The organism is Planomicrobium sp. MB-3u-38 (assembly GCF_002836425.1).
In the GTDB taxonomy this organism is placed as follows: domain Bacteria; phylum Bacillota; class Bacilli; order Bacillales_A; family Planococcaceae; genus Planococcus; species Planococcus okeanokoites.
Genome location: NZ_PJBO01000059.1, coordinates 78,434 through 105,067 on the forward strand (window position 1 = coordinate 78,434; position 26,634 = coordinate 105,067).

Annotated in this window: 24 protein-coding genes; 21 read left to right on the plus strand and 3 right to left on the minus strand. The window is 46.7% G+C overall.

Annotation, left to right across the window (positions count from 1 at the left end):
• The first annotated feature begins 105 nt into the window (after positions 1–105).
• Entirely contained in the window at positions 106–564 is a 459-nt protein-coding gene (locus CXF70_RS10695) for a VanZ family protein (RefSeq protein ID WP_101802656.1), read from the plus strand.
• Positions 565–678: 114 nt separating this feature from the next.
• Entirely contained in the window at positions 679–1,677 is a 999-nt protein-coding gene (locus CXF70_RS10700; RefSeq protein ID WP_233208608.1) for a GNAT family N-acetyltransferase, read from the plus strand.
• Positions 1,678–1,746: 69 nt separating this feature from the next.
• On the opposite strand, the gene CXF70_RS10705 is transcribed toward CXF70_RS10700, so the two are convergent.
• Positions 1,747–2,244, minus strand: a complete 498-nt coding sequence (locus CXF70_RS10705) for an antibiotic biosynthesis monooxygenase family protein (RefSeq protein ID WP_101802658.1) — start codon at positions 2,242–2,244, stop codon at positions 1,747–1,749.
• A gap of 158 nt (positions 2,245–2,402) precedes the next feature.
• Here CXF70_RS10705 and CXF70_RS10710 point away from each other — a divergent pair, with 158 nt between their 5' ends.
• A complete protein-coding gene (locus CXF70_RS10710; RefSeq protein ID WP_233208609.1) occupies positions 2,403–3,413 on the plus strand; it encodes a GNAT family N-acetyltransferase in 1,011 nt (336 codons plus the stop codon).
• A gap of 81 nt (positions 3,414–3,494) precedes the next feature.
• On the opposite strand, the gene CXF70_RS10715 is transcribed toward CXF70_RS10710, so the two are convergent.
• Positions 3,495–4,478 (minus strand): GNAT family N-acetyltransferase, encoded by a 984-nt coding sequence (locus tag CXF70_RS10715; protein WP_233208616.1) that lies wholly within the window; start codon positions 4,476–4,478, stop codon positions 3,495–3,497.
• Between the two features lie 193 nt (positions 4,479–4,671).
• Here CXF70_RS10715 and CXF70_RS10720 point away from each other — a divergent pair, with 193 nt between their 5' ends.
• From CXF70_RS10720 to CXF70_RS10790, 16 genes are all read left to right on the plus strand, one after another.
• Positions 4,672–5,700, plus strand: coding sequence for a GNAT family N-acetyltransferase (locus CXF70_RS10720; protein WP_101802660.1), 1,029 nt, complete (start codon positions 4,672–4,674; stop codon positions 5,698–5,700).
• Positions 5,701–5,900: 200 nt separating this feature from the next.
• Entirely contained in the window at positions 5,901–7,157 is a 1,257-nt protein-coding gene (locus tag CXF70_RS10725) for a Y-family DNA polymerase (RefSeq protein WP_101802661.1), read from the plus strand.
• Positions 7,158–7,344: 187 nt separating this feature from the next.
• On the plus strand, positions 7,345–8,628 hold the full coding sequence (locus tag CXF70_RS10730; RefSeq protein ID WP_101802662.1) for a glycosyltransferase family 4 protein: 1,284 nt from the start codon (positions 7,345–7,347) through the stop codon (positions 8,626–8,628).
• Positions 8,568–9,623, plus strand: a complete 1,056-nt coding sequence (locus tag CXF70_RS10735) for a polysaccharide biosynthesis protein (protein WP_101802663.1) — start codon at positions 8,568–8,570, stop codon at positions 9,621–9,623. Before CXF70_RS10730 ends, CXF70_RS10735 begins: the two co-directional genes overlap by 61 nt.
• Positions 9,620–10,729 carry a capsular polysaccharide biosynthesis protein CapF gene (locus CXF70_RS10740; RefSeq protein WP_101802664.1) on the plus strand — a complete coding sequence of 370 codons (1,110 nt, stop codon included), beginning with the start codon at positions 9,620–9,622 and terminating at the stop codon, positions 10,727–10,729. The genes CXF70_RS10735 and CXF70_RS10740 overlap by 4 nt, the downstream gene beginning before the upstream one ends.
• A 3-nt stretch (positions 10,730–10,732) precedes the next feature.
• Positions 10,733–11,893, plus strand: coding sequence for a non-hydrolyzing UDP-N-acetylglucosamine 2-epimerase (wecB, locus tag CXF70_RS10745; RefSeq protein WP_101802665.1), 1,161 nt, complete (start codon positions 10,733–10,735; stop codon positions 11,891–11,893).
• Positions 11,881–13,113 carry a hypothetical protein gene (locus CXF70_RS10750; RefSeq protein WP_101802666.1) on the plus strand — a complete coding sequence of 411 codons (1,233 nt, stop codon included), beginning with the start codon at positions 11,881–11,883 and terminating at the stop codon, positions 13,111–13,113. The genes wecB and CXF70_RS10750 overlap by 13 nt, the downstream gene beginning before the upstream one ends.
• Positions 13,114–13,134: 21 nt before the next feature.
• Positions 13,135–14,187, plus strand: coding sequence for a glycosyltransferase family protein (locus CXF70_RS18200; RefSeq protein ID WP_158241188.1), 1,053 nt, complete (start codon positions 13,135–13,137; stop codon positions 14,185–14,187).
• Between the two features lie 31 nt (positions 14,188–14,218).
• The gene (locus CXF70_RS10755; protein ID WP_158241189.1) at positions 14,219–15,358 is read left to right on the plus strand and encodes an EpsG family protein; all 1,140 of its coding nucleotides are present in this window, start codon (positions 14,219–14,221) and stop codon (positions 15,356–15,358) included.
• 31 nt (positions 15,359–15,389) lie between these two features.
• Positions 15,390–16,319: a glycosyltransferase family 2 protein gene (locus tag CXF70_RS10760; RefSeq protein WP_158241190.1), complete on the plus strand. Its 930-nt coding sequence runs from the start codon at positions 15,390–15,392 to the stop codon at positions 16,317–16,319.
• Between the two features lie 33 nt (positions 16,320–16,352).
• Positions 16,353–17,474 carry a phosphotransferase gene (locus CXF70_RS10765; protein ID WP_101802669.1) on the plus strand — a complete coding sequence of 374 codons (1,122 nt, stop codon included), beginning with the start codon at positions 16,353–16,355 and terminating at the stop codon, positions 17,472–17,474.
• Between the two features lie 35 nt (positions 17,475–17,509).
• Complete coding sequence (gene murJ, locus CXF70_RS10770) at positions 17,510–19,054, plus strand: murein biosynthesis integral membrane protein MurJ (protein WP_101802670.1); 1,545 nt, start codon at positions 17,510–17,512, stop codon at positions 19,052–19,054.
• Positions 19,055–19,074: 20 nt separating this feature from the next.
• A complete protein-coding gene (galU, locus tag CXF70_RS10775; protein ID WP_101802671.1) occupies positions 19,075–19,956 on the plus strand; it encodes a UTP--glucose-1-phosphate uridylyltransferase GalU in 882 nt (293 codons plus the stop codon).
• 57 nt (positions 19,957–20,013) lie between these two features.
• On the plus strand, positions 20,014–21,288 hold the full coding sequence (locus CXF70_RS10780; RefSeq protein ID WP_101802672.1) for a nucleotide sugar dehydrogenase: 1,275 nt from the start codon (positions 20,014–20,016) through the stop codon (positions 21,286–21,288).
• Between the two features lie 27 nt (positions 21,289–21,315).
• Entirely contained in the window at positions 21,316–21,948 is a 633-nt protein-coding gene (locus tag CXF70_RS10785; RefSeq protein ID WP_233208610.1) for a sugar transferase, read from the plus strand.
• Positions 21,949–22,068: 120 nt separating this feature from the next.
• On the plus strand, positions 22,069–22,620 hold the full coding sequence (locus tag CXF70_RS10790) for a DUF4126 domain-containing protein (RefSeq protein ID WP_101802674.1): 552 nt from the start codon (positions 22,069–22,071) through the stop codon (positions 22,618–22,620).
• Positions 22,621–22,729: 109 nt separating this feature from the next.
• Here CXF70_RS10790 and CXF70_RS10795 read toward each other — a convergent pair whose 3' ends face one another.
• Complete coding sequence (locus tag CXF70_RS10795; protein ID WP_233208611.1) at positions 22,730–23,935, minus strand: LysM peptidoglycan-binding domain-containing protein; 1,206 nt, start codon at positions 23,933–23,935, stop codon at positions 22,730–22,732.
• A 428-nt stretch (positions 23,936–24,363) separates the two neighbouring features.
• Here CXF70_RS10795 and CXF70_RS10800 point away from each other — a divergent pair, with 428 nt between their 5' ends.
• Entirely contained in the window at positions 24,364–25,407 is a 1,044-nt protein-coding gene (locus CXF70_RS10800) for a WxL protein peptidoglycan domain-containing protein (RefSeq protein WP_158241191.1), read from the plus strand.
• A 93-nt stretch (positions 25,408–25,500) separates the two neighbouring features.
• Positions 25,501–26,373: a DUF1028 domain-containing protein gene (locus CXF70_RS10805; protein WP_101802676.1), complete on the plus strand. Its 873-nt coding sequence runs from the start codon at positions 25,501–25,503 to the stop codon at positions 26,371–26,373.
• The last annotated feature ends 261 nt before the right edge of the window (positions 26,374–26,634 follow it).

Consider the following 26,634-nt stretch of genomic DNA (forward strand, 5'->3'; position numbering starts at 1 on the left):
GGCTCTCACAGTTTAACCGTTATCCAATCGAACGCTTCCTTTTGAATTATGTGATGATATAATGGAAAACAGCTGTTTAATTGATTGGGAAAAGGATGTACATAGATGAAAAATAAAAAAATGGCCTGGGCATTGGCGATTGGCTGGATGAGCCTGATTTTCATCCTGTCACATCAGCCGGCGTCCGTATCGAGCGGACTGAGTTCAAGCATCACTGAATTTCTTCTCGGTGTAATTACTGAGGTATTCCCGGGAAGCGATGCGCGCGTCGAGGAATTCCATACATTGGTGCGGAAGAATGCGCATTTCATTGCCTATCTGATTTTGGGCGTTTTATTGGTTAATGCTCTTGGAAGCTGGGGGCGATTGACGCTAAAGGTGTTTTTGGCTGCGTTCACCATTGCCGTTTTGTATGCGGCTTCCGATGAATTTCATCAGCTGTTCATCGATGGGCGAAGCGGCGAAGTGCGTGATGTGCTGATCGACAGCGCCGGCGCGGCGGCAGGGATTATAGGATGCTGGGTGGTGGACTTGTTGATTCAAAGAAAGGAAAGAAAAGACTGAATGCACTGTAAAAATAAAGAGTTGAAATAAATTTTAACCCCCATTTAACCTGACGGGAATAACGTATGGTTACAGCAATTCAACCACACGATATCCCAGAAGGGGGCGGTTAATTTGATTGATATATATTTTGAGCCGGACTATGGCCGATTGTATGAAAAAGTGGAAAATGGCACTTTTGAAATTTTTGACTTTGAGCATACCTTCGGAAAAATTCAGCATATGTATATAAAACGTAAAATCCCAGAGCAGATCGATGCCGGGGATTATTATGACATTGTTACACCATATGGTTATGGTGGACCGGTTATCCTGGAGAGCCATGGGGAATACCGTGAGGAATTGGTGCGCGAGTTCCATAAAGCTTTTGCCCGTCATTGTGCACATCAGCGAATTGTCAGTGAATTTATCCGCTTTCACCCTTTATTGGATAATGCAAAAGACTTCCAGGAAGTCTATGATGTCCATTTCATGCGGCCGACAGTCGGAACAAATCTTCTGGCACACAATAATCCGGTGAATGTTGAACTTTCAAAGTCAGCCAGGAAAAATATCCGGCGAGCGTTGAGGGAAGGCGTAAAATACAGAGTTAATGAAAATCCGGATAATCTCGAGGCTTTTAAACAGGTCTATTACACAACGATGAATCGAAAAAATGCAGATGCTTACTATTATTTCAACGATGAGTATTTTGATGCTCTGATAAATACACTTGGGAATTATCTTATCGTCACTGAGGCTTTGTATAAAGGAAAGATCATCGGTATGATGCTGACTTTCAAATACAATAAAATCCTTCACACCCATCTCTCCGGAACATATGAAGAATACCATCATCTTTATCCTGTTTATGTTATGCAATATGCCATTACCCGCTGGGGAAAAGAAAAGGGGTACCATCTGCTTCATGGAGGCGGCGGACTCACCAATAGTCTGGATGACAGTTTGTATCTCTTTAAAAAGCAATTTGGCAAACATGAATCTTCCGGTTTTCAAGTAGGTAAAAAAGTTTGGAACTCTGAAATTTACTCTGCATTATGCAAATTTACCGATGCTAATTCGGATGACGGCTTTTTTCCTGCTTATCGTGCAAAAGCCAGTTGCAAAGTTTAGCGGAGCAGAAATGCAAAATCCCGTACAGACCACATTATCTGTACGGGATTTTGCATATTGAAGTTTTGCTTACCTGACGTAAGTCGTGACATAGGATGGGCGCGGGAAAATATTGGGAACCTTATCGATGCCCTCTGCTGTGCCCCGTTTGGCGTGAGCGCTGCCATAAGCATTCGACTGCTGCCAGTCCTTAAAGGATTTTTCATCTTCCCAAAGCGTGAGGATCACATAAGTATCCGAATTCAATGGACGCAGTACGCGAATCGCCTTGAATCCCGGCTCGTCTTCAATTTTACGGGCGCGGTTGCGGAATCTTTCTTCAAATCGTCCCTTGCCTTCTTCAGTTACCGGAATATTATTGAAAACCGCATAGAATCCGGCATTGATGTCGCCGCTTGCATCGAGGATCTCATAAGTATCGACGTCGCGTAACAACGCTGCACCTTCCGTTTCATACAACAGGACTGCATCCTCACCATTCATGAGGTAAATCAGCCGCGCGTTCGGCATGCTGGCGATATAGCCCATCGCCTGGTCGATATGGCCGCTCCATTTATGTAATTCCATCTCCAAGACCTCCCGATTTCATTTCTTATCATCAATCTTATCTTTTTTATTTCCTTTAGCCAATTTTTTTACCTTAGTTTAACCATTGACGTCTAAAATCAGAAACTAAGCATAATTTCTGATTTTTGACGTCAATTCAAACAGGTGAGGTGAATATAGTGAAGGATATTTATTTCAATCAAGATTATGGGCTGCTTTACGAAAAAATCGAGAACGGAAAATGTGAAATTTATGAATTTCAAAACACGCTGGGGTCAGTCCGCCATTTATTCATAAAACGGGAAATCCCGATCCGGCTGCCGGACGGAGAAAAGTATTATGATCTGACGACGCCATATGGCTACGGGGGGCCGGTCATGGAAACCGCGGACGGAACGGATAAGAGGAAACTGGCACAGGCTTTTGTGCTGGATTTCGGACAGTACTGCAAAAGGGAGAATATCGTCAGTGAATTTGTCAGATTCCATCCGGTGCTGGAGAATGCTGTGGATTTCGGTGAGTTCTATGATACGGCCTTTATGCGGAATACGATCCAGACCCGCCTTGCAGCTACAGAAGATCCGCTTTTGAGCGAATATTCCCCTTCAGTCAGGAGGTATATACGGAAAGCCTTGAAGCAGGGAGTCGAATACCAGGTTTATGTAAATCCGGAAAGTCTGGATAAGTTTCGGGAATTATATCTGCAGACTATGGAACGCAATAAGGCGGATGACTATTATTATTTTGATGAAGATTATTTTAACCAGTGTCTTAACCTGTTGGGGCCTCAATTGGTCATTGTCGAAGTGAGCTGGAAAGGGACGGTCATCGCCATGAGCCTGAATTTTGTCAGCGACGGTGTGCTGCATGTCCACCTGACGGGCAGCCTTGAGGAATACCATGGCCTATATGCGCCGAATATCCTGCAGTATGCCCTGCTCAGATGGGGGTTGGAAAACAATATCAGGCTGATTCATCACGGCGGCGGCCGGACGAATGACCCCGATGATAAATTGTATCTCTATAAGAAGAAGTATGGCCGCGCTCAGGAACTCGAGTTCCATGTCGGCAGGAAAATCTGGAACAGCGAAATCTATGAGCAGCTTTGCAGGGAAGCGGCAGTGGAAGTGGGAAGTTGTTTTTTCCCTGCATACCGGCAGAATCTTCGGGTCAAGGAAGAAGTTAAGTGAAGGTGAAAAGGACAAATTGAAAAACAGCAACCGGGTCTGTCTGCTATAGACCCGGTTGCTGTTTTCATTTGTGTAAAGCGGTCATCCCCGGTAAATCGGAAAATGGCCGGTGTTTGTGTCGGGATCCGCCGCTGTTTTGGCGCGCGAAATCTTTTCGTAGACAGCGGGATTCCGGATTTTCTTGCCGGTCAGGATATCGAGCGGCTCCGTTTTGGTGAAGCCGCTTTTGAAACGGTACAGCGCTTCGGTGCTGGCTCCTCCAAGATGCAATTGCTTCTTGCCGTTGTCGACGCCCCAACGGCAGGCCTCTGAAATCACCAGGCTGTTGGCGGCGAATTTGAAATAGGCCGGGTCATTGGCCGCAAGATGGTAATGGACGTAATCACCGTGATGGACCATCAAAGCCGTTGAAATCCGCGTGCCTTCATGGATTGCGTTGATGATGAATTGATTGCCCGCAAGCGAGCGGAAACTGTCTTCAAGAAATTCTTTGCTGAACAGGTAATATTCCGGAATGCTGTTCCTTTGGGCCATCAATTCATAGATGCGGCAGAAATCATCCAGCGTTTCACCGGTAAAATCATATTCGATGGTTACACCGTTCTTTAAGGCGCGGCGCACTTGCTGACGCGTGCCGGATTTGAACTCATCCATGAAATAATCATCGGTCGATAAATCGACATACATGGCAATGCCGCGTTTATCGATTCCGTAAAATTCACCGAAATGCTGGATATTGCCGATCCACGGATTGAAACGGATATATTCAGCGATAATCCGGTGATCCCGGCAATATTGCCCGAAAGCTTCATCAAATGCCGCTGCCAGTTCCTTCTCGCGCCCAGCCTCGCATTCCACAATAAGCGGGCCATTCAGCCCGAACGGCGTGATCGTATCGAAATATCCGGTTGTGCCCGGCACTATGCGTTTGATGAAAGTGTACTGGATGCGGCCCAGGCTGTGCTCGAACTCAAACACCTGCGCCACTCCGCCGTCCTGGCTTTCGTATGCGCCCGCCCATTCCGGCAAAAAGAAGATATCAGGTATTCCTGTTTTTGTGGTCACACTCAAAATTCCCTCTCCCTTCACCTTGGTTAATGATCAATTTCCATGCTAATGAAAGCGGGTTAAATCTGGGTTAAACGGCTCTGAGCGAATAAAATAAATTCCTTTTTCCCTATTTAACTCAGTTTTAACCTGCTTATCGGATGATGTTCACATATAGTCGGAAAATCCATTGCGAAAAGAGGTCTTGATTATGTCGGAACTATTCTTTACCCAGGATTACGGCAAGCTCTATGAGAAGATGGAAAAAGGGGTTTGCGAAGTATTCAAATTCAGCCATCCTCTTGGCATTGTGCATCATTTGTTCATTAAACGGGAAATTCCGTTCACTTTGGCAGGGCAGAAATATTATGACGTGATCACGCCATATGGCTACGGGGGGCCAGTCATCAAAAATTGCAAAAAGGGAGGGAAAAGCGAACTGGTCCACCAATTCCAGCAGGCGTTTGAAAATTATTGCAGTAAGCAGAACATCGTCTCTGAATTCATCCGTTTTCATCCTATCCTGAAAAACGTGGAAGACTTCCGTGAATTCTACGAAACTGCGTATATGCGTGAAACGACAGGTACCACTTTAAAGGATTACGAAGACCCGGTCGCATCTGAATTTTCAAAGTCCGCCAGAAAAGCAATCCGCAAAGCGCTGAAGGCGGGCGTCGAATACCGCGTAACGGTTAATCCCGCATCGCTGGACAGTTTCAAGGAAATCTATTACGCGACGATGAAACGCCTCAATGCGGAATCCTATTATTATTTTGATGATAGATATTTCGACAATTGCCTGAAATATTTCGGCGACAGGATCGTTTTGGTTGAAGCGCTTTTCGAAGGGGAAGTCATTGGAGCTGAACTGCATTTTCTGTGCGGAAGCTTCATGCATACCCATCTGTCGGGGACGGTTGAGAATTGCAGCCATCTTTCCCCAGTCTATGTGATGACTTATGCAGCTGCCATTTGGGGTAAAGAGAACGGCGTCGACCTGATCCATGCAGGCGGGGGTGTCACCAATAATCCCGATGACACTTTATACCTGTTCAAGAAGAAATTCGGCCAAAACACTAATTTTCAATTTCATATCGGCAAGAAAGTCTGGAATCCTGAAATTTACCAGCTGCTGTGTGAAGAAGGGGGGATCAGAGGAGATGAAGACTTTTTCCCGGCATACCGTGCGAAAACATCGAAACTCTTCCCACAGGAAGATGGCATATTGATCGAGCAATAGGAATTCATGCTTGATAAGAGCTGGGCAGCCATATGCCTGGCTCTTTTTGCGTTTGCCATGAAATAAAACATCGATAATGGATATCCGTGATTCAGGTTATTTTTTGATGGTAAATATTTTTTTGCCGAAAAGAGGATTGTCCGGGGAGTTTTCGAGGTATAGAATAAGAACAAATGTTCTTATTCGAAGGAGGTTGCGGTATGAAGATGGAGGAATTGCCTGAACGGACTATTGCCTGCCTCGATATGCGCAGCTTTTACGCCAGTTGTGCCGCTATCCAGGAAGGGCTGGATCCGCTTGCAGCCCACATCGCTGTCGTCGGCAATCAGGAACGCAAAGGAAGTGTGGTGCTGGCGGCATCGCCGCGGATGAAAAAAGACTTCGGCGTCAAAACCGGCACCCGGCTGTTCGAGATTCCGGACGATCCCCGGATCCGGCTGATTGCGCCCAAAATGGAATTCTTCTTGCGTGTCTCCATGGCGATCACCGAACTCATTACAGAATTCGTTCCGAGAAAGGCCATCCATGTTTACAGTGTCGATGAAAGTTTTATTGACTTTACTGATGTCGGGACGCTGTGGGGAGATGCCGAAATGCTCATCGCCCATATTCAGGACGCTTTGCTGCGCCAGTTCGGTTTGCCTTCTGCAGTCGGTGTGGGACCGAATATGCTGCTCGCTAAATTGGCGCTGGATCAGGAAGGCAAAAAAACGGGCTTCGCCAGATGGACTTATGACGATGTGCCGGAAAAATTATGGCCGCTCGCGCCGCTCAGCGAAATGTGGGGAATCGGTTCACGGACTGAACGCACCCTCAACAGCATGGGCATTTTTTCGGTGGGGGATCTCGCCTGCACCGATATCAAAACATTGGAAGAACGTTTTGGCATTCTGGGGCATCAGCTTTATCAGCATGCAAACGGCATTGATCTGTCTGATCTCGGTTCGCCGATTGTGAGCGGACAGGTCAGTTACGGCAAAGGCCAGATTCTTTACCGCGATTACATAGAAGTGGAAGACATCATGACCATCATCCTCGAAATGTGCGAAGACATCGCCATGCGGACCCGCCAGGCCAGAAGGGCGGGACGCACCATCCACCTCAGTGTCGGCTACAGCAAATCCGCATTCGGCGGAGGTTTTTCCCGTTCCCGTTCCTTGGAGGAAGCCACCAACGAAACCCTTCAGATCTACAAAGTCTGCCAAGTGATTTTCAATGAGCATTTCCAAAATAAACCCGTACGCCAAATTTCGATTTCCATCGGCAATCTGGAAGAGGAATCTTCGATGCAATTAAGTCTTTTTGAAGCGCACAAGTGGGAAAAGCGCCGTCTCGGAGCAGCCATGGACCAGATCCGCAATAAATACGGCTACTCCGCCATCTACCGCGCAGTCTCCGGCACCGAAGCCGGCACCGCCATCGCCAGGACCCGTCTCATCGGAGGACATCAGAAGTAGAGACGTTGTGATAAAAAAATATGTGGACAGAAGAAGCCGGTACAGGAATTAAATTTCCTGTGCCGGCTTTTTAAATGGATAATTTTTGTTAAATTCAAATAATTCTTCATTCCTTAACCTCTTTTTAACCTGCTTTCCTTAACATGAGCCTTAATTATAAAACTATGGTTCTCAAAGGAGCGGTAATATGGAAGTTATTTTCGTCACATTGGGGTATCCCGACAATGGCCGGCATGGCAATCTCTATTACGACCTCATGCAGGAATTCAAACGCAACGGCCACGGGGTCACCGTCGTTTGCCAAACTGAAAAGCGGCATAACCAGCAGACAGAACTGAAGGAAGTGCACGGTGTTCCGGTCCTGAAAGTGCGCACCGGCAACGTCACAAAGACCAACCTGATGGAAAAAGGGGTCAGCACGCTGCTGCTTGAAGACCAGTTCATCAATGCGATCCGCACCTATCTCGTCGGCAAGAAATTCGACCTTATTCTTTATACGACGCCGCCGATCACATTTGAACGCGTTATCAAATACCTGAAAAATATGCACGGCGACGGGATGACCTATTTATTGCTGAAAGACATTTTTCCGCAGAACGCGGTGGATATCGGCATGTTAAAGGAAAACAGCCTGCTTCACAGCTATTTCCGCCGAAAAGAAAAACGGCTTTACGAAATCAGCGATATGATCGGCTGCATGTCGGATGGCAACAGGCGCTTTGTGCTCCAGCAAAATCCGGATATCCCGACAGATAAAGTTGAAATCAATCCGAATTCGATCCATCCGGCAGACAGGCCGCAAAAAGTCGGCCGCACCCATATAAGAAGAAAGCTCGGAATTCCGGAGCATGCGCTCCTGTTCCTTTACGGAGGCAATCTGGGAAAACCGCAAGGCATCGACTACCTGATCCGTTCAATCGACCTTTACCGCGACCAGGATGATGTATTCTTTCTCATAGTCGGTTCCGGAACGGACTATCCAAAAATCGAAAATTATGTCCAGCAGCGAAGACCTTCAAATGTCCGGCTGGAGAAATTGATGGAGAAAGAGGATTACGACAAGGTGGTGGATTCGGCAGACATCGGCATGATTTACCTGGATCGGCGTTTCACGATCCCGAACATCCCTTCCCGGCTGATGGCTTACATGGACCGGGCTAAACCGGTGCTGGCAGTGACCGATCCGTATACCGACCTGAAGGACATCATCCACGACGCGAGATGCGGTTATTATGCGGAAGCCGGCGAGTTGGCGGAATTCAGGGATGCTATCGAACAGGTCAAAAGGGACCGCGGAAAATTGCAGAAGCTCGGCGAGAACGGCCGCCGCTACCTGGAAAAAGAGTTCAATGTAACTGAGTCATACGACATCATCATGCAGCACTTTATCAAAGATGGGAGTGGGGAATATTGTTCAAAGACAAAATATTACTCATCACAGGCGGCACAGGGTCTTTTGGAAACGCCGTAATGGAGCGGTTCCTGTTCACGGATATCAAGGAAATACGGATCTTCTCACGGGACGAGAAAAAACAGGACGATATGAGAAAACGCTACAACAATGACAAATTGAAATTCTATATCGGCGATGTGCGGGATCTGGCCAGCGTGAAATATGCCATGAACGATGTGGATTATGTATTCCACGCAGCGGCGCTCAAACAAGTGCCATCCTGTGAATTCTTTCCGATGGAAGCGGTCAAGACGAATATCATCGGCACCGAAAATGTCCTGAACGCGTCAATCGGCTGCGGTGTCAAAAAAGTCATCTGCCTGTCGACGGATAAAGCGGCTTACCCGATCAATGCAATGGGGATCTCGAAGGCGATGATGGAAAAGGTATTTGTGGCGAAAGCAAAAACCGTGTCTCCGGACAAGACGCTCATCTGCGGCACACGCTACGGCAATGTTATGTGTTCGAGAGGTTCCGTGATTCCGCTGTTCGTCGAGCAGATCAAGGCGGGCAAGCCGCTGACTGTGACGGATCCGCATATGACAAGATTCCTGATGAGCCTCGAGGATGCAGTGGAATTGGTGGTCTTCGCTTTCCAGAATGCGAATGCGGGCGACATCATGGTGCAAAAAGCGCCAGCTTCGACAATAGAGGACCTGGCCCAGGCGCTGAAAGAGCTGTTCAATGCGGACAATGAAGTGAAAATCATCGGTACGCGCCACGGCGAGAAGGAATTTGAAACGCTGCTGACCCGTGAAGAACATATTGTCGCGCAGGATATGGACGGTTTCTACAGGGTGCCAGCCGACAGCCGCGACTTGAATTACGAAAAATATTTCAATAAAGGCGATGAAAAGCTTTCAACTGAAAGGGAGTATAACTCGCATAACACGAAAAGGCTGAGTGTGAATGAAATCAAAAACTTGCTGCTGCAACTGCCGTATATCCAGGAAGAATTGAAGACCATCAATCCGGCGCTGCCGGCTGCAGTCAATTACGGGATTCCAAGTTGAAGATCCTGATCACCGGCGCGGAAGGCTTTGTCGGCAGGAACCTGGCCGCGGAACTGAAGAATCAGGGTTACAAGGATTTATTGCTTTATTCCAGGAAGAATACAGCCGCCGATCTGGAACGGTACACACAGGAATGTGATTTCGTCTTCCATTTGGCGGGTGTCAATCGCCCGGAAAAAGAAGAAGATTTCCTGAAAGGCAATCATGTGCTGATTACAGAATTACTCGCGCTGCTGAAAACCCACGGCAACCCGTCACCCGTCGTTGTCACTTCGTCCATCCAGGCGGAACGGGATAATCCATATGGCCGCAGCAAAAAAGCGGGGGAAGACGCGGTTTTCGAATATGCGGCGCAAACCGGAAGTGATGTCTTCGTATACCGGCTGGTGAATTTATTCGGCAAATGGAGCCGTCCGAATTATAACTCGGTGGTTGCGACTTTTTGCCATAACATCGCCCGTGATCTCGAAGTGCAGGTGAATGACCCGGAAGCGGAGCTTCAATTATGCTATATCGATGATGTGCTGGAAGAGTTCAAGCGGGCACTGGCCGGCCACCCGTCACGGGATGGGCAGTTTTGCCGGGTGCCGGAAACGTATAAGATAACCGTCGGTGAACTGGCTGGCAAACTGCAATTCTTCAAAGAAAGCCGCCGGAATCTGGAGCTTCCGGATATGAAAGACGCATTGACGAAGAAATTATACAGCACTTATTTAAGCTATTTGCCGGAAGACGGCTTCTCCTATCAATTGAAGGTGAACCGGGATGACAGGGGATCATTTACGGAATTTCTTCGAACCAAAGGGCACGGCCAGGTCTCGGTGAACCGCTCCAAACCGGGCATTACGAAAGGCAACCACTGGCACCATACGAAAAACGAGAAATTTCTGGTGGTAAGCGGTAAAGGTGTCATCCGCTTGCGTAAAGTCGGATCGGATGAGGTCATCGAATATTTTGTTGATGGCGAAAATATGGAAGTGGTCGATATACCGGTCGGCTACACACATAATATCGAAAACCTGGGAGACACCGAAATGATCACGATCATGTGGGCAAATGAGCTGTTTGATCCGGAAAGGCCGGATACGTATTATATGGGGGTTTAGCATATGGAGAAATTGAAGGTCATGACAGTGGTGGGCACAAGGCCGGAAATCATCAGGCTATCGGCAGTCATCAATAAACTCGAAGCTTCAGAAGCCATCGACCATATCCTTGTCCATACCGGACAAAATTATGATTACGAATTAAATGAAGTATTTTTCAAGGATTTCAACCTCCGCAAACCGGATCATTTTTTGAATGCCGCAAATGGAGCGGCGATTGAAACGATCGGCAATATTCTGGTGAAAATCGATCCGGTTCTTGATCTCGAGAAGCCGGATGCATTCCTGGTGCTTGGCGATACCAACAGCTGCTTATGTGCGATCGCCGCCAAAAAGAGAAAAATCCCTATTTTCCATATGGAGGCAGGGAACCGATGTTTCGATCAACGTGTTCCGGAAGAAACCAACCGGAAAATTGTAGACCACGTGGCGGATATCAATCTCACTTACAGCGACATCGCCCGTGAATATCTGCTTCGGGAAGGGTTGCCGGCAGACCGTATCATCAAGACGGGAAGCCCGATGTTCGAAGTGCTGGAGTCGCGGAAAGCGGAAATCAGCGAATCAGACATTCACGAGAGACTGAAACTTGCTAAAGGACAGTATTTTGTCGTTTCTGCTCACAGGGAAGAAAACATCAATTCGCCTGAAAACTTCGAAGCTCTTGTGGAAAGCCTGAATGCGGTAGCGGAAAAATACGGGATGCCGGTTATCGTGAGCACACATCCGCGGACCCGCAAAATGATTGAAACGGAAGGTACGGAATTTCATCCCTTGGTGCAGACTGCGAAACCGCTTGGATTCATCGATTACATCAGTCTGCAGATCCATGCCAAAGCAGTGCTCAGCGACAGCGGCACGATCAGTGAAGAATCATCCATTCTGGGATTGCGGGCATTGAATATCCGGGAGGCGCATGAGCGGCCGGAAGCGATGGAGGAAGGCAGTGTCATAATGGCGGGACTGCAAATGGAACGGATACTCCAGGGATTGGCAGTGCTCGAGACACAAGAGCTGCAGACATTGCGTCTTGTGCCGGATTACAGCATGCCGAATGTATCAGACAAAGTGCTGCGCATCATTCTTTCTTATACAGATTATGTAAATCGGACAGTATGGCAGAAGAACAGTGGTAAAGGGAGGGCGTTGGCGTGTATCGAGTGAAGGAATTGCTTCGTAAGTTCGCACAGAATTCAACCTATGGAAAAAAGCTATGGACGTTTCTTGTAAAAGTGAAGCAAATTGTCCACAACGACCGCAGATTCCGGAGGCTTCCACGGAACATGACGGTTGCGCAGTTCATCGAACAATTGAATAGAAAAGGCTGTCGCTACGTCATACTTCGATGGTTCGAAGATCTGCCCCATGTCGAATACGGAGGGGATATCGATCTTCTCGTCCACGACGATGACGCGGTTATACTGGACAGCATTTTGACCTGGTCGCCGCGAAAAGGTGGTATCCCCTGCGATGTCTACAGTGTCAGCGGATTACCAAGTTACTCCTATAAAGAGATAGCCTATTATCCGCCTGCCGTCGCCCAGCAAATGCTGGAGCGGGCGGTCCTGCATGATTCCGGCGCAAAAGTCCCTTCTGAAAATGACTATTTTTACAGTCTTGTATTTCACGCGCTTTACCATAAAGGGTATGAATCGGGGTTATCGGAAGACGGCATCCAAGCGCCGAAAGTAAACGATCCCGGCCATGATTTTCAGGGGATCCTGGCCAAGATGGCAGACCAGCAAGGTGTGGCAGTCGATATCAATATGGCTGCACTTGATGAACTATTGGAGGAAAAAGGCTGGCGGCCGACATTGGATATGCTCGAGAAATTGGGCCATGACAATGAGTGGTGCGCAAAATTAGCCAATGACATTTTAAAGGATATGCCCAATGTGCCAGGGCTTGCAGTTTTTATCATCCGGGAGGCGGCTGCGTCACCGTCGGATGAAAAAGATGTAAAAGAAGAACTCGAAAAGCATGGTTTTCAAATTGTCAGAAGCAAAAAATTGAACGAGCAGGAAAAGCAGCATGCCGCTCAGCAATTACGCGGCGGAAACTGGGGAGAGAAATCCAGCGTACTGTCGGGAGGCTTACCCGCGACGCTTGTCACAGCAATTGATTTTGAACCGATCGAACCGTCGAGTGAACTGAAGAACAAATATCCGCTGCTTGATAACCGGCGGATCGCGGATGTCAAAAAGAATATGCGGGAAAAATACTTCAAGAACATTATCCATTCGAGTGACAGTTCGAGACAGGCCGCGCATTATCTTGAAACGGTGATGCCGCATGAAACCGCTGAAGTGCTGGAAGCGGCCAGGAAGGAATTGGCCGGCCGCCAATCGGCATCTGTCGGAATTTTAGCAGAAAAAACTTTGTGAAAAATATAAGGAGGTTCGCTGATGAAGATTGCGCTGGTGTGTCCGTCGAATATGCTGTTCATGCCATATGTCGGTAATTATACAAAAGTGCTGGATAGTGCCGAGATTGATTATGACGTCATCAACTGGGACCGAAACGGCACAGAAAATCCGGACAATCCAATGACGTTCCGGGACAAGAAAACTGCTCTGCAAAGGGGATTTCTGGATTATCTTAAATTCCGCAACTTCGCACTCGGGATTCTGAAAAGGAATGACTACGATAAAATCATCATCTTCGGAATCCAATTATCTTATTTTTTGAAATCTTATTTATTAAAAAAGAAAAAAGGCAATTATATCCTGGATATACGGGATCATAACCGGATCCTGAAAGCTTATGATATCCGGAAAGTGGTGGAAGGGTCGGCATACACGGTCCTTTCTTCACCGGGATTTAAAAAATGGCTGCCGGACAGCCAAAAATACCTGATCAGCCATAACACGACCATCGACAATGTAGAAGAGCTGCAAGATTGCGCAAACACTTTCCTCCAGAAGGATAAAGTGAAAATCGCTTTTATCGGCGCATTGTCCGATCTTCAGGTAAATATCGATTTCATCAATTCCGTCAAGGACTGCAATAAAGTTGAACTTGTCTATCACGGAGAAGGGCTCTTCAATAAAGACCTGCAGGATTATATTTCGCGCAATAAAGTCGGGAATGTGGCATTGACTGGCCGTTATACAAAAGAACAGGAAAACGGCCTTTATAATGATTCGGACCTGATCCATGGTTTGCGCTATAACGAAAACATCAATTGCAAAACGCTGCTGCCGAACCGGCTCTATAACGCAGCCTTACATGGAAAACCGCTCATTGTAGCTGAAGATTCCTACCTGGCGGAGCTGACACAGCAATATGGACTCGGCCTTGTTGTCGACTCATTGGCGGACCTTGAAAAGAAAGTCGGCAATTATTTGGCGGAATTCAATTTCGAAGAATACAAAGAAAAACGAAAAGCTTTTTTCCAGAAAGTCGTGGAAGATAATCTGCTGTTCAGGGACAGCGTCAACAAATTCCTGGAATTCTAAAAAACTTCTCCAAGAAATGGCAGGGCTGGCTATGATCATATACATTGCATTCTTAAGTGTCATATTCGGATTATTGCTGTTCGAACTGGTGGCTACATGGAAGATGTCCTATAACGGAAATTTATCGCTTGATAAAGGGAGTTTTGTGGAACCTTCGCCTTTGGCTGAAGGAGCTGCGCAGCATTCTCCGCAGAAAACGGATGGCAGCTATACAGTGACGCTGATTCTGGCATGGACGGTGATTTTCCTCTTTTCATCCCTTCGGTATAACGTCGGATGGGATTACGAGGCTTATTACGCCACTGTCCGTTATAACCTGGTAACGAACATCGTCAGCAACGGAGAACTCGCGACCATCTTCCTGATTGAACTTGCCAGGGATATGAATATGACCAACCTGTATTTTTTCCTCAATTCATTAATATTCATTACGCTCGTGGCTTTGACAGTGAAAAGGTACAGCCAGGATTACTGGATCAGCATCATTTTCTTTGTCTGCTTCCCGTTGTTCTTCCTGAATTCCCTGAGTGTGATCCGGCTCTTCACAGCTCTCGCCATTACGTTCTATGCGTTTAAATTCATCGAGCGGGGGCAATTGCTGCGCTATCTGATTGCTGTGGCATTAGCGGGCATGTTCCATGCTTCGGCGTTTATCGCGATAGCTTTCTATTTTATCCGCAACGTCAAACTGGACATTGTGAAACTGGTGCTCGTGCTGCTGGCTCTTCCATTTGTCGGCCGGGCGATCAACTCATTCATCGTCGCATATTTGCCGACTTATGCTCCCTATACGGAGGCGGCGGGGGGACAGGAAGGGACCAAGGCCATTTTCGTTCTGCTGTTCATCGGCATCGCAGCTTTGTTCTTCCGTGACAGGATCCTGGAAAATGACCGCATCGCCAATATGTATTTCAACTTCTATTTTGTCGGACTCGGCATTTACCTGATGTTCTTTTCACAAGGGACAATGGGGCATCGCTTATCGCTGTACGGGACGTTCTTCTCGCTCCTGCTGATTCCAAAAATCGTCTCCTTATTCAATCTCGACAGCAATAGGGTTCTGTTGAAAGTGGGGATCTCCCTTTTCAGTATTGTGATTTTCCTTTATATCGTCTATGTCGGTTCAGCCACCTATGTTCCGTATAAAACGATATTCCAGATAAGGTATTAAAATCCAGATGAATTTGGAAGGTGTGAGGAATGTGCCGAAAGTTTCAGTGATAATGCCTGTATATAATAAAGCCGAAAGACTCCGTTTCAGCATCGAATCGGTTCTTAAGCAGACATATAAGGATTTCGAACTGATCATGATCAATGATGGATCGACCGATAACAGCCATGAAATCGCCATGGAATACAAAAGGAAGGATTCGCGAATCGTTTATTTCCGGCAGAAGAACCAAGGTGTCTCAATCACCCGCAATAACGCGATCGATCTGGCGAGAGGGGAATATATTTCATTTTTGGATGCCGACGATGTGCTGCATCCTGATTTCCTGTCGAAGATGGTCTGGAAGGCGGGCGGAGAAAACGTCTGTTATTGCGGTCATTCCTTTGTGACGGCTAAAGGCAGGAAAAAAGCCCGTATTCATTTCGCGGAAGGCGACATCCTTGAAAAATTCCTGCTTAATTCATGCAATCCGCATTTGAATTCCTGGCTGATCAAAAAAGAGTTTCTGGATAAATTCGGCATCCGCTTCAGTCCGGGGGTCAGTTGGGGGGAAGATATGATTTTCTTCTCGAAAGTCCTGACAAATGAAATGAAAGTGCTGGCAGTCCATGACTACCTCACCGAATATCATATTGGCCAGCCAGGAAGCCTGAGTGAAAATTCGATGGACAAAATCACAAAGGATATTGAATGGATGGATACGGTCAAACAATATATCTGCAGCAGGGTAAAAGATCCCAAAAGGAGAAGCGATGCGATTTCAGCGATTGATTCCTATCGCATTGCCGGTGCCATCCTATACAGGCTGGAGCGTAACAGGAACCTCCTGGATAAAGAGGATCTGAAGGAGCTTTTCAGCAGTTATGAGGATTTCATCCGGATTTTCAATCTGTCGAATGGCATCAGAAGCATCAAACTTATGCTGGTCTACCTGAAAATGCGGGTCCAACTTTTGTTTTAGGCGGCTTGTCCGTTAAGGAAAGGAGGGGATGGGATGAGACGGCTGTCCAATTATTACACACAAAAAAAACAGCTGGTTGCGGGTTTTGACAAGAGAAAGGAATTTCTGTCATCCGGCAGCTATCAGTTCGATGAATCGATGACTTACATCCATCTGGATGATATTGAAACTTCGAGGAAATCAAAAGAACTGTTCAGCCATGGCCTTCACATCATCAATTTCGCCAATGGCGGATTTTTTGTGAAAACAGCAGTCACCAAAGTTCTCCGGTTTTATTTCAATAAGAAGCTCTTTAATGACCGGAAAACGAAAGAAGCTTACAATGGCACGGTTTATCTGCCAGGCGGCAATGGCAAAGACGTGAAAATCTTTGATTTTGACCAGAATGAAGTGCTGATCACATACAGCGACAGGGAAATTTTTCAGCAAAAACTGGACACTTACAGCCAGTTCAGGAATTGGTTTCCGATTCCTCCAATCATCGATAAAGATGAAAAGAGGAAACTGATCATTGAACGCTATATCGATTATAAAAGCAGTGAACAATGGGATGACTACGATACCAAATTTATCGTCAATGAAGTATTCCGCCGCTACCTCGAGTATTTCAAGGAAACAGGTGCAAACGACAAGGCGGACTGGGTGCCGTCGATTGAAATCAGGAGTTTGCTTCCGGCGAACAGCGTGTTTTTGGAGGAAATAGAAGGGGGCATCAGCCAAGGGTTGTCTGAAACACCGCTGCCGATGCTGCCTGTACACGGCGATTTATGGTCGCCAAATATTCTGATCGATAAGGAAGATTCGAAAAAAATCTTTTTCATCGACTGGGAAATGGCAGGGGATATGTATTTCTTCTACGACTTTTTCGTCTTCATGTGGAATGAAGCGATCATCAATAAGAATTATTCCTTTATCCGGTATTACATGGAAGGCGATTATGATTCGTACTTCGATCATGCTTTCGAGTTGTTCGGACTCGAATTCGATAAGGGCCGAAAGCAGGAATACCTGAACATCTTCTTCCTGAATATGTACGTGAGAAGATGGCTGGACGCGGATGACAGGTATTTGGAATGGGTATGGGGCGAATACCGGAAATTCATGGAATATGTGATTTCACTCGATGCGCTGCCTGATATGCCCAGGCGAACATAACGAATTTCATGATAGAGAGCGGACGTGAGCGGACTATGAAAAAAACAATCATTGCCCTAATGGCTGTCACCATCATGGTGAAAATAGCAGGCCTGATAAAGGAAATCGTATTTTCCTATTATTACGGGGCTTCCAATATAACTGATGCTTATATTATCTCTTTGACAATTCCTGCAGTCATTTTTGCACTGATAGGTGCAGGCATCGCTACCGGCTATATCCCGCTTTATAATAAAATCGACAGCGAAAAGGGGAAAGAGGCAGCGAACGAATTCACGAACAACGTCCTGAATTTTGTCATGCTGCTGTGTACAGTCATCGTGGTTGTGGTGTTCATCTTCACCAAGCCATTGATTTTCCTGTTCGCTTCAGGTTTCCAGGGGGAAACACTCGAAATGGCGATTCTGTTCACAAGGATCAGCATCGTTTCCGTTTATTTTACCGGCATCATTTATATCATTGACGCCAATCTCCAAGTCAAAGACGCCTATAAAATCCCACAGCTTGCGGTCATTCCCATGATTCTGATCACTATTGCTTCAATTGCAGCCAGCGCAACTTATGGCGTCTATATTTTAGTTTATGGCAGTGTGCTCGCCGTCATAGTACAGGCTTTGATCGTTATCGTATATGCTTATAAAAAGGGATACTCCTATAAGCTCAAAGTGAACTTCAATGACTTTTACCTGAAACGGATGATTTACCTGTCACTGCCGGTCATCATCGGCTCTTCCGTTCTTCAGGTGAATAAAATCATCGACCGCACACTCGCATCGCAAATAGCGGTCGGAGGAATTTCCGCTTTGAATTACGCTTATAAAATCGAAGGGTTCATCACCGGGATTTTCGTCATCTCAATTGTCACGGTCATGTATCCGAACATCTCAAGGATGGCAGTCGCCAAAAACTTCAAAGGCATGAAAAAAGCATTATCCGAGGCTGTCACCGGCATCAGCCTATTCGTCATTCCGGCGACGATCGGAGCAATCATATTCGCGAGACCGATCATCGTGCTGATGTTCGGCCGTGGGGAATTTGGTGAAACGGCGATAGCCATGACTTCCATTTCACTGGTCTTCTATTCTGTCGGCATGATCGGAGTGGGTATCCGCACAACTTTGGTGAAAGCATTCTATTCATTGGAAGACACGCGGACACCGATGATCAACTCATCGATTGCCGTCGTACTTAATATCATCTTGAACATTGTGCTATCCAGATTTCTCGGCATTGGAGGACTTGCCCTTGCGACATCGATTTCTGCACTGGCGGCAACAGGACTCATGTTCTTCAGCTTGAGGCGGAAAATCGGCGCACTGGGGGCAAAGCAGATGGTCGTTTCATTTGCCAAGATCGGTTTTGCCTCCATTGTCATGGGCATCGGCGCCAAACTTATTTTCGAAACGCTGACTCCGGCAATTCACCAGAACATCGCGCTGCTGCTGTCGATTGCCGCAGGCGCGGCCATCTATTTCACAGTGATACTTTTCATGAAAATTGATGATGTCACGGTTATCGTCAATGAACTCAAGAAGAAATTCCGTAAAGCGGATCCAGTTGTTGGGCAAGGGAAAATATAAGAAGCCAGGAGGAAAAAAATATGAAAATCAGAAAAGCGATTATTCCAGCTGCAGGTCTTGGGACTCGATTCCTGCCAGCGACTAAAGCATTGCCGAAAGAAATGCTGCCGATTGTCGATAAACCGACCATCCAGTATATCGTTGAAGAAGCGATCGCTTCAGGTATTGAAGATATCATCATCGTGACGGGTAAAGGCAAGCGGGCGATCGAAGATCATTTCGACCACGCCTATGAGCTAGAAGATACACTCCGCAATAAAGGCAAGCTCGACATGCTGGATTCCGTTACGGAAACATCCCAAGTGGAAATTCATTACATCCGCCAAAAACAGCCGCTTGGTTTGGGGCATGCGATCTGGTCAGCGCGTAAATTCATCGGAAATGAACCTTTTGCAGTATTACTCGGTGACGATATCGTAGTCAATGAAGAGCCGTGCCTTGCACAATTGATGGATCAGTATGACAAAACGGGAAAAAGCATCATCGGCGTCAAACAGGTTCCTGAAGAGGAGACGAGCCGTTATGGAATCGTCGATCCACTGGAACGGGACGGCAAACTGATTAAAGTACGCAATTTTGTTGAAAAACCGGAGGCGGGCACGGCCCCATCCAACTTTGCGATTATGGGCCGCTATATCCTGGATCCTGAGATTTTCGATTACCTTGGCGAACATAAAATCGGCGCAGGCGGTGAAATCCAGTTGACCGATGCCATTCAGCGCTTAAATGAAAAACAGCAAGTTTACGCGTATGAATTCGACGGCCAGCGTTATGATGTGGGGGAGAAGTTCGGCTATATCGAAACAACCATCGAATTTGCGCTGAAACGTCCAGAGCTGCGTGATAAATTATTGGAACTTTTCGATAAAAAATTAAACGAATCATTATTACTGAGAGAGTAAAAGTATTTTTTAAGCAATGAAGTTGGGCAATTGGCTTGGAGGAGGGAAGGATCCTGCATGATGAAAGAAAATTTAATAATTGGTGTTATTGGATTAAGGTTTGCCGGCTTGCCGATTGCCAATGACTTTGCCAAAAAATATCCCGTCCTGATATACGATATGGAAGAGGAGTTTGGTGGAAATCCGCAAAGTGGACATGCCTCTTATAAGTTATTGGACGGATCCACAATTGAAATTCTGGTGGACCCGGAAAGGCTGTCGGAAGCAGGCTTACTGATTATTGCGGTGCCTGTCACCATCAGTGTCAGCAAGCATCCTGATATGTCTCTGCTGTTGAACGCTTGCCAGGTTGCCGGCTCCCACATGAAAAAAGGCGCCGTCGTGATTATTTCATCAGCTGTTTATCCGGGAGTAACTGAAGAGAAGTGCATACCAGCTTTGGAACGTTATTCCGGTATGGAAGCGGGCAAGCAGTTTTTTGTCGGCTTTTCTCCAGATGATCTGCGGGAGCAGACGGATAGCCCAGCTGCTTCTAAACCCCCCAAAGTCATTGCTGGGCAAAACACTGCAGTGTTGGATTATATCACTGACATCTACGAGGATATATTCGGGAACAAGGTTCATAAAGCGGTATCAATCCGAGTCGCTGAAGCAGCTGAACTTGTCGGTACGGTGCAGCAGACTGTCAATACAGCTTTAATGAATGAACTGGCGGCGATATTCAAATTGATGGAAATAGACACACAGGACGTTTTGCGCACAGCAGCGGTCAAAAAGGATTTTTTGAAATTCAGCCCTGGCTTCAGCAGTAATTATGGTAAATCACAGGATTCCTATCAGCTGACTCACCGTGCGCTTGCAGTCGGCCATCACCCTGAAATCATCCTTTCGGCATTGCGGGTCAATGATGGAATTGGCCAAACCATCGCCAATGCCATCATCAAAGAAATGAACCAGCTCAATTTGCCGCTCCAGTCAGCAGCGGTCGTGGTGCTCGGCGTCACCAATAAAGAAGATTCTTCCGGAATCGAGAAATCCAAAGTCTTCGACATGATCGAGGAATTGCAGCAATTCGGCCTTCAAATCCAAGTGGCTGACAGTCTGGCGAATCCGGAGCAAGTGGAGCTTGAATTCGGTATACGACTGACACCGTGGGAGGAGCTCTCACCCGCAAATGCTGTGATCTTGGCTGTACCACATAAAAAAATTCGTGAAGCCGGATGGAAACCGATTAAAAAATTACTGAAAAATGATACCTGTATCGTTTTTGACATCAAAAGCGTATTGGATAAAAAGAGCAAACCGGAATCCTTGAATCTCTGGAGACTGTAGAAACTGGAAAAAGGGGAGGTCATGCAATTGGTTGCTGAAAATATACGGTCTGCACAAAAAAGGCGCTCCATATGGTCCATTCACATTGGACGTATAGTTGAAGTCTTCTGCTCATTCCTGTTGCTGGTTCTGCTTTCACCGCTTTTTGCCCTTATCGCCATCGCTGTAAAAGCCGAATCAAAAGGACCTGTGTTCTTCACTCAGAAACGCGGAGGCAAAGAAGGGAAGCATTTTCTTATTTATAAATTCCGTACCATGTATAAAGCGAATGTGGACATCCATAAAGTTTTGGTCGAGAACGATCCGCGCATTACAAAGGTGGGGAATATACTGCGGAAAACAAGTCTCGATGAGCTGCCGCAGCTTATTAATATCCTGAAAGGCGACATGTCTTTTATTGGCCCGAGGCCTACAGTCACCGGCCAAACGGATAATTACAACGAGTATCAGATGCAGCGGCTGGAGGTAAAACCTGGCGTGACGGGGTGGGCGCAGATCAGCGGCCGCAACCTGCTGACATGGGACGAGAAAATTGACCTGGATATTGAATATATCCGTAAAAAGAGCTTCCGTATGGATTTATATATCCTCATGAAAACGTTCATCAAAGTCTTTAAATCCGATGAAGTATATATTGCACCCAAACCTGAAGAAAAATAAGGCAGGCACATACCGGAGTCCACCGGTACGTGCTTGCCTTATTCGTTTAAAGGGTATATGGATAAAGAATATGTCATTTATATATAGAAGAAACTACTTGATCGGAGGGAGGTGCAAACCATGGAGACCATACTTGCCATCTGCATCGGCCTTGCTTTGAGCGCGACAGTGGGCTTTCGGATATTCACGCCATTATTGATAACCGGTATATTTGTAAGAGCCGATTGGATTACTTTGTCCGAAGGCTTCAGCTGGATCGGCAGCACGCCGGCATTGATCGCTTTTGGCGCCGCCACCTTATTTGAAATTGCCGTGAATTATATACCGGCAATCGGATCCTTCATGAAAGTGCTTGCTACACCACTCGCGGCAATCGCGGGAATCTTGCTGACCGCTTCTTTCATCGGAGATATGAATCCGCTGCTCGAATGGAGCATCGCCATCATCGGAGGCGGAGGTGTCGCGACTGCATCTCATACAGCAGTCACCGCTGTGAAAGGCGTCAGCGAAGCGGCATTTCTCAGTCCCGCTGTTGCGGCGGCTGAAGACGCTACTGCAACATTGGTGCCGATATCGATTTTTCTTATTCCATTTTTAGCAATTATATTCGTGGTGCTGATTCCACTTTTGATTTTCAGATTCTACAGAAAGCGGGAGCAGCGGAGCGTCTAGCTCAGAGAGTAGTTACTCGACCCCATGAATTAATCGCAAGCTGCACCCAACTGTAAATTCCCATAAAAAAGCCAGGCAAATCGCCTGGCTTTTTTACTTAATGTCTTCATCATCGTGGAATGATCAGCACCTGTCCAATGCGCAGGAAGTTGACATTCGTGATGTTATTGGCGGCAGCGATTTTTGCAACAGTCGTGTTATACCGTAAGGCGATGCTGTAGAGGGTGTCGCCTGCTTTAACCGTATATTTGACTGTTGTGGCTGGCGGCGGCGCTGTGCTTGTGCCTGGAATCTTCAGCACTTGTCCGATGCGAAGCAGGTTGACGTTCGTGATATTATTGGCGGCTGCAATTTTAGCGACAGTTGTGTTAAAACGCTGGGCGATGGAATAAAGCGTATCGCCGGCTTTTACAGTATAGGTTGTTGAAGTGGCTGGCGGCGGTGCGGTGCTTGTGCCAGGGATTATCAACACTTGCCCGATTCGCAACAGATTGACATTGGCGATATTATTGGCGGCCGCAATCTTGGCTACCGTTGTGTTGAAGCGCTGAGCGATGGAATACAGCGTATCGCCCGCTTTAACGGTATAAGTTGTGCCTCCGCTTGCAGGAGGAGATGACGGCAAGTTCAGCATTTGGGAAACAGTGACGAACGAATAGCCTTTTGCTTTCAATTTAGTGATGATGTTCGGCAGTGCAACTGGAGTACCAGGGGCCCCGGCGCCTGTATGCATCAGCACGATTGAGCCAGGAACGATATTGTTCACCACTTTATTGGTGATGGTGGTGGCGGAATCACCGCGCCAGTCGATGGTATCGATATTCCACTGGATGGTATAGCCATAGCCCGCTGCTCCCACACCGGCAAGTACATTCGAATTCACTGAACCGTATGGAGCCCGGAAAATAGGTTTGGTCGTTTTTCCGGTCAGATTTTTGATGATCGTTTCAGTACGGTCAAGCTGTGACTTCATCTGGGTGGCTGACAAGGTGCGAAAATCCGGGTGGGAATAGGAATGGTTGCCGAGTTGATGTCCTTTGGCGGCAATATTCCGGATAAACTGCGGATGATCTTCCGCTCCTGATCCCGTAAGGAAAAATGTGGCTTTGACATTATGCGTCGACAGGATGTCCAGGATTTTATTGGTGTTTGTTCCATCAGCTCCGTCATCGAATGTCAGCGCAACGACTTTGCTGGATGTATTTCCTTTGGTTATATAACTCGAACTGGCTGCATCTGATTGACCGTTGAAGGAAAATAAACTGAATAGAACCAATAACATGACTGCCGCAATTTTGCCGATTCTCGTGCCCACAAAACTCACCCCTTTTTTATTTACACTAATAAAAAATTAGCGTATGTATAAAATTCGTGAGCAATATAGTCTATGTATTTGCATAATTATATGGATAGGTGAAAGTATATTAGGTCATAACCATTATATCACATACAGTATGAATAGAACATAAGTAGTTAGATTTTTCTGTTAATTTAATTACTGTTAAATCGGATTGTTTGAATTAAAGCATTCATGACAAATAATAGGTAAAAAGCTTGATTTATTGTTACATTTGTTGTAATATAATTGTAATATAAAAGCTGACAGCAATTAAGATGAACTTAAGATAAATAGAAAGCTCACTATTGTTGCTAGGCTGTACTTACAATTACATTGAAAACTGCAGCTGTGTCAGTATGACACAGCTATTTATTTTTGTAAGAATAATCTACTGGGGGAACAGTATGTACTTGCGTGTTCTTATAATTTTTTTCATGACTTTGTTAATTCCATTTACAGTGAATGCGGCGGACTCCGTCAATGATTTTAATGTGAAGATAATGCCTGCCGAAGGACAGCACAGTTTTTCGGAAGGTTATTTCCATGTGGATTCCGAGCCAGGCAAAGAATTGTCGCTCGAATTCCGGATAACCAATAACAGCTCGGAGCCGCTCAATCTATATGCGCAGGCAGTCGACGCCCATACCGCTGACAAAGGCGGCATTTTATACAGCGCTGATATTGGGGAAAAAGAACAGGACCAGTTTTATATCTCTGAGCTGGTGGAAGTCCAGGAAACGATCAGTGTCGCCCCTGGCTCCGTGGAAACGGTCCATTTACACCTCGCTGTACCATATACAGCCAGCGGGACGATTCTCGGCGGCATCATGCTGACGGCTGTGGATGCTCCAGATGATTTATCGATGGATTCCATGAATAAAGGCGGAAGCAATTACACATTCGAACAGCCGGGACAACGGTTGATGGCGATCAAAGTCAATCTTCCTGAAAAAGCGGCTTCCGGGTTTTCGGTGGGTGAAGCTAAATTCGAAGCTTTGGACAATGACTTGAATATTAAATTGAACAATGGCAAGCCATCGGTTCTGGAAAACGTTCAGGGAACCTATTCAATCATGGATAAAGAAGGCGAAGTGCTTGTCAATGGCGTCATCAAAACGTTTGCCATGGCACCGCATTCCAAGATCAATTATCCAATCGATTTGGAAGGCAAGCGACTTGAAACAGGAAAATACGTCCTGATGATTAAAGGGAAGGCCGATGAAAAGGAATTCTTTGCCGAAGAGAAATTCACTGTAACCGAAAGCAAGGAAGCGGGAATCGTCAGCCAGACTGAAGATGCTGCCACACCTTTTAACCGGGAAAACATCTCCCGCGCTGTTGCAATCGCATTGGTCAGCATATTCCTGCTGCTGCCGCTGCTTTTGAAATGGGATCGCAGCAATGAAAAAAAGACCTTCATGAAATTTTCGGGAAAAAATAACATCTGATTCTTGGCTGCATCTGACTTGTTCAGGTGCAGTTTTTATTTTTATTAATATTATCGGGAAATAGGGTAAACTGAAGAAAAGGGGGAATTTGAAATGACACATCGCGTCAAGAAAGAGCAATTGGTGGCGACCTTTTCAATCGTTGGTGCCGACCCGAAAACCGGGGAAGTGGGAGTTGCTGTCCAATCGAAATTCCTGGCTGTCGGAGCCGTTGTTCCATGGGCAAAAGCGAATGTCGGCGCGGTAGCGACACAGTCCTGGGCCAACACAAAATTTGGGCCGGAAGGGCTCGAGCTTCTCGAGCAGGGGCTGTCGCCGGATGAAGTGATCGCCAAACTGGTAGCCGACGATCCCGACCGCAACCTTCGGCAAGTGGCTGTCATTAATGCGGCGGGCGAAGCCAGTGCATTCACAGGCGAAGAATGCTTTGACTGGGCTGGCCATAAAATCGGCAAGCACCATTCGGCCCAGGGCAATATCCTGGTCAGCGAAGAAACCGTCACGGCAATGAGCCGTTCGTTCGAACAATCCACCGACCCGCTTGCTGAACGCCTCATCAAAGCCTTGGCCGCAGCCCAGCATGCCGGCGGCGACAGCCGCGGCAAGCAATCGGCAGCCGTTTATGTATTGCAGGAAGGCGCGGGTTACGGCGGCTACAATGACGTCAAAGTGGACCTCCGTGTCGACGATCATCCCGAGCCGATCGAGGAGCTTCTGCGCCTTTACGAACTTCACAAAATCTTCGGCGAAAGCACCGATGAACAACTCGACATCGAAGGCGACCTGTTCGAGGAAATCAAAGGCCATCTGGTCCGCCACGGCCTGTTGGAATCGGCTGACCACGCCGGCTATAATGACACTGTCAAAGAAGCATTGAAGACGTTCACCCTGCGCGAGAACTTCGACGACCGCTGGACGGAAGAGCGTCTCATCGACGAAGTCGTGCTGGAGCATTTGAGGAAATAAAAGATTAGAAGACTAAATGATACATTAAAAATAATGGATCTCATCGAAGGACCGGTTGGCTTGTGGGCTGATCGGTTTTTTCTAGTTTGGAATGGGAGGTGTTTTTTCGTTCTGGAAATATTTTCTTTAAATATTTCATCGTAAATCTGAGGTGCGGGTTGGAAGCTTTGAGGTGCGGCTTGAGCCATTTGGGGTGCGGTTAGAACCGCTTGAGGTGCGGCTTGAGCCATTTGGGATGCGTTTAGCTATGATTGAAGTACT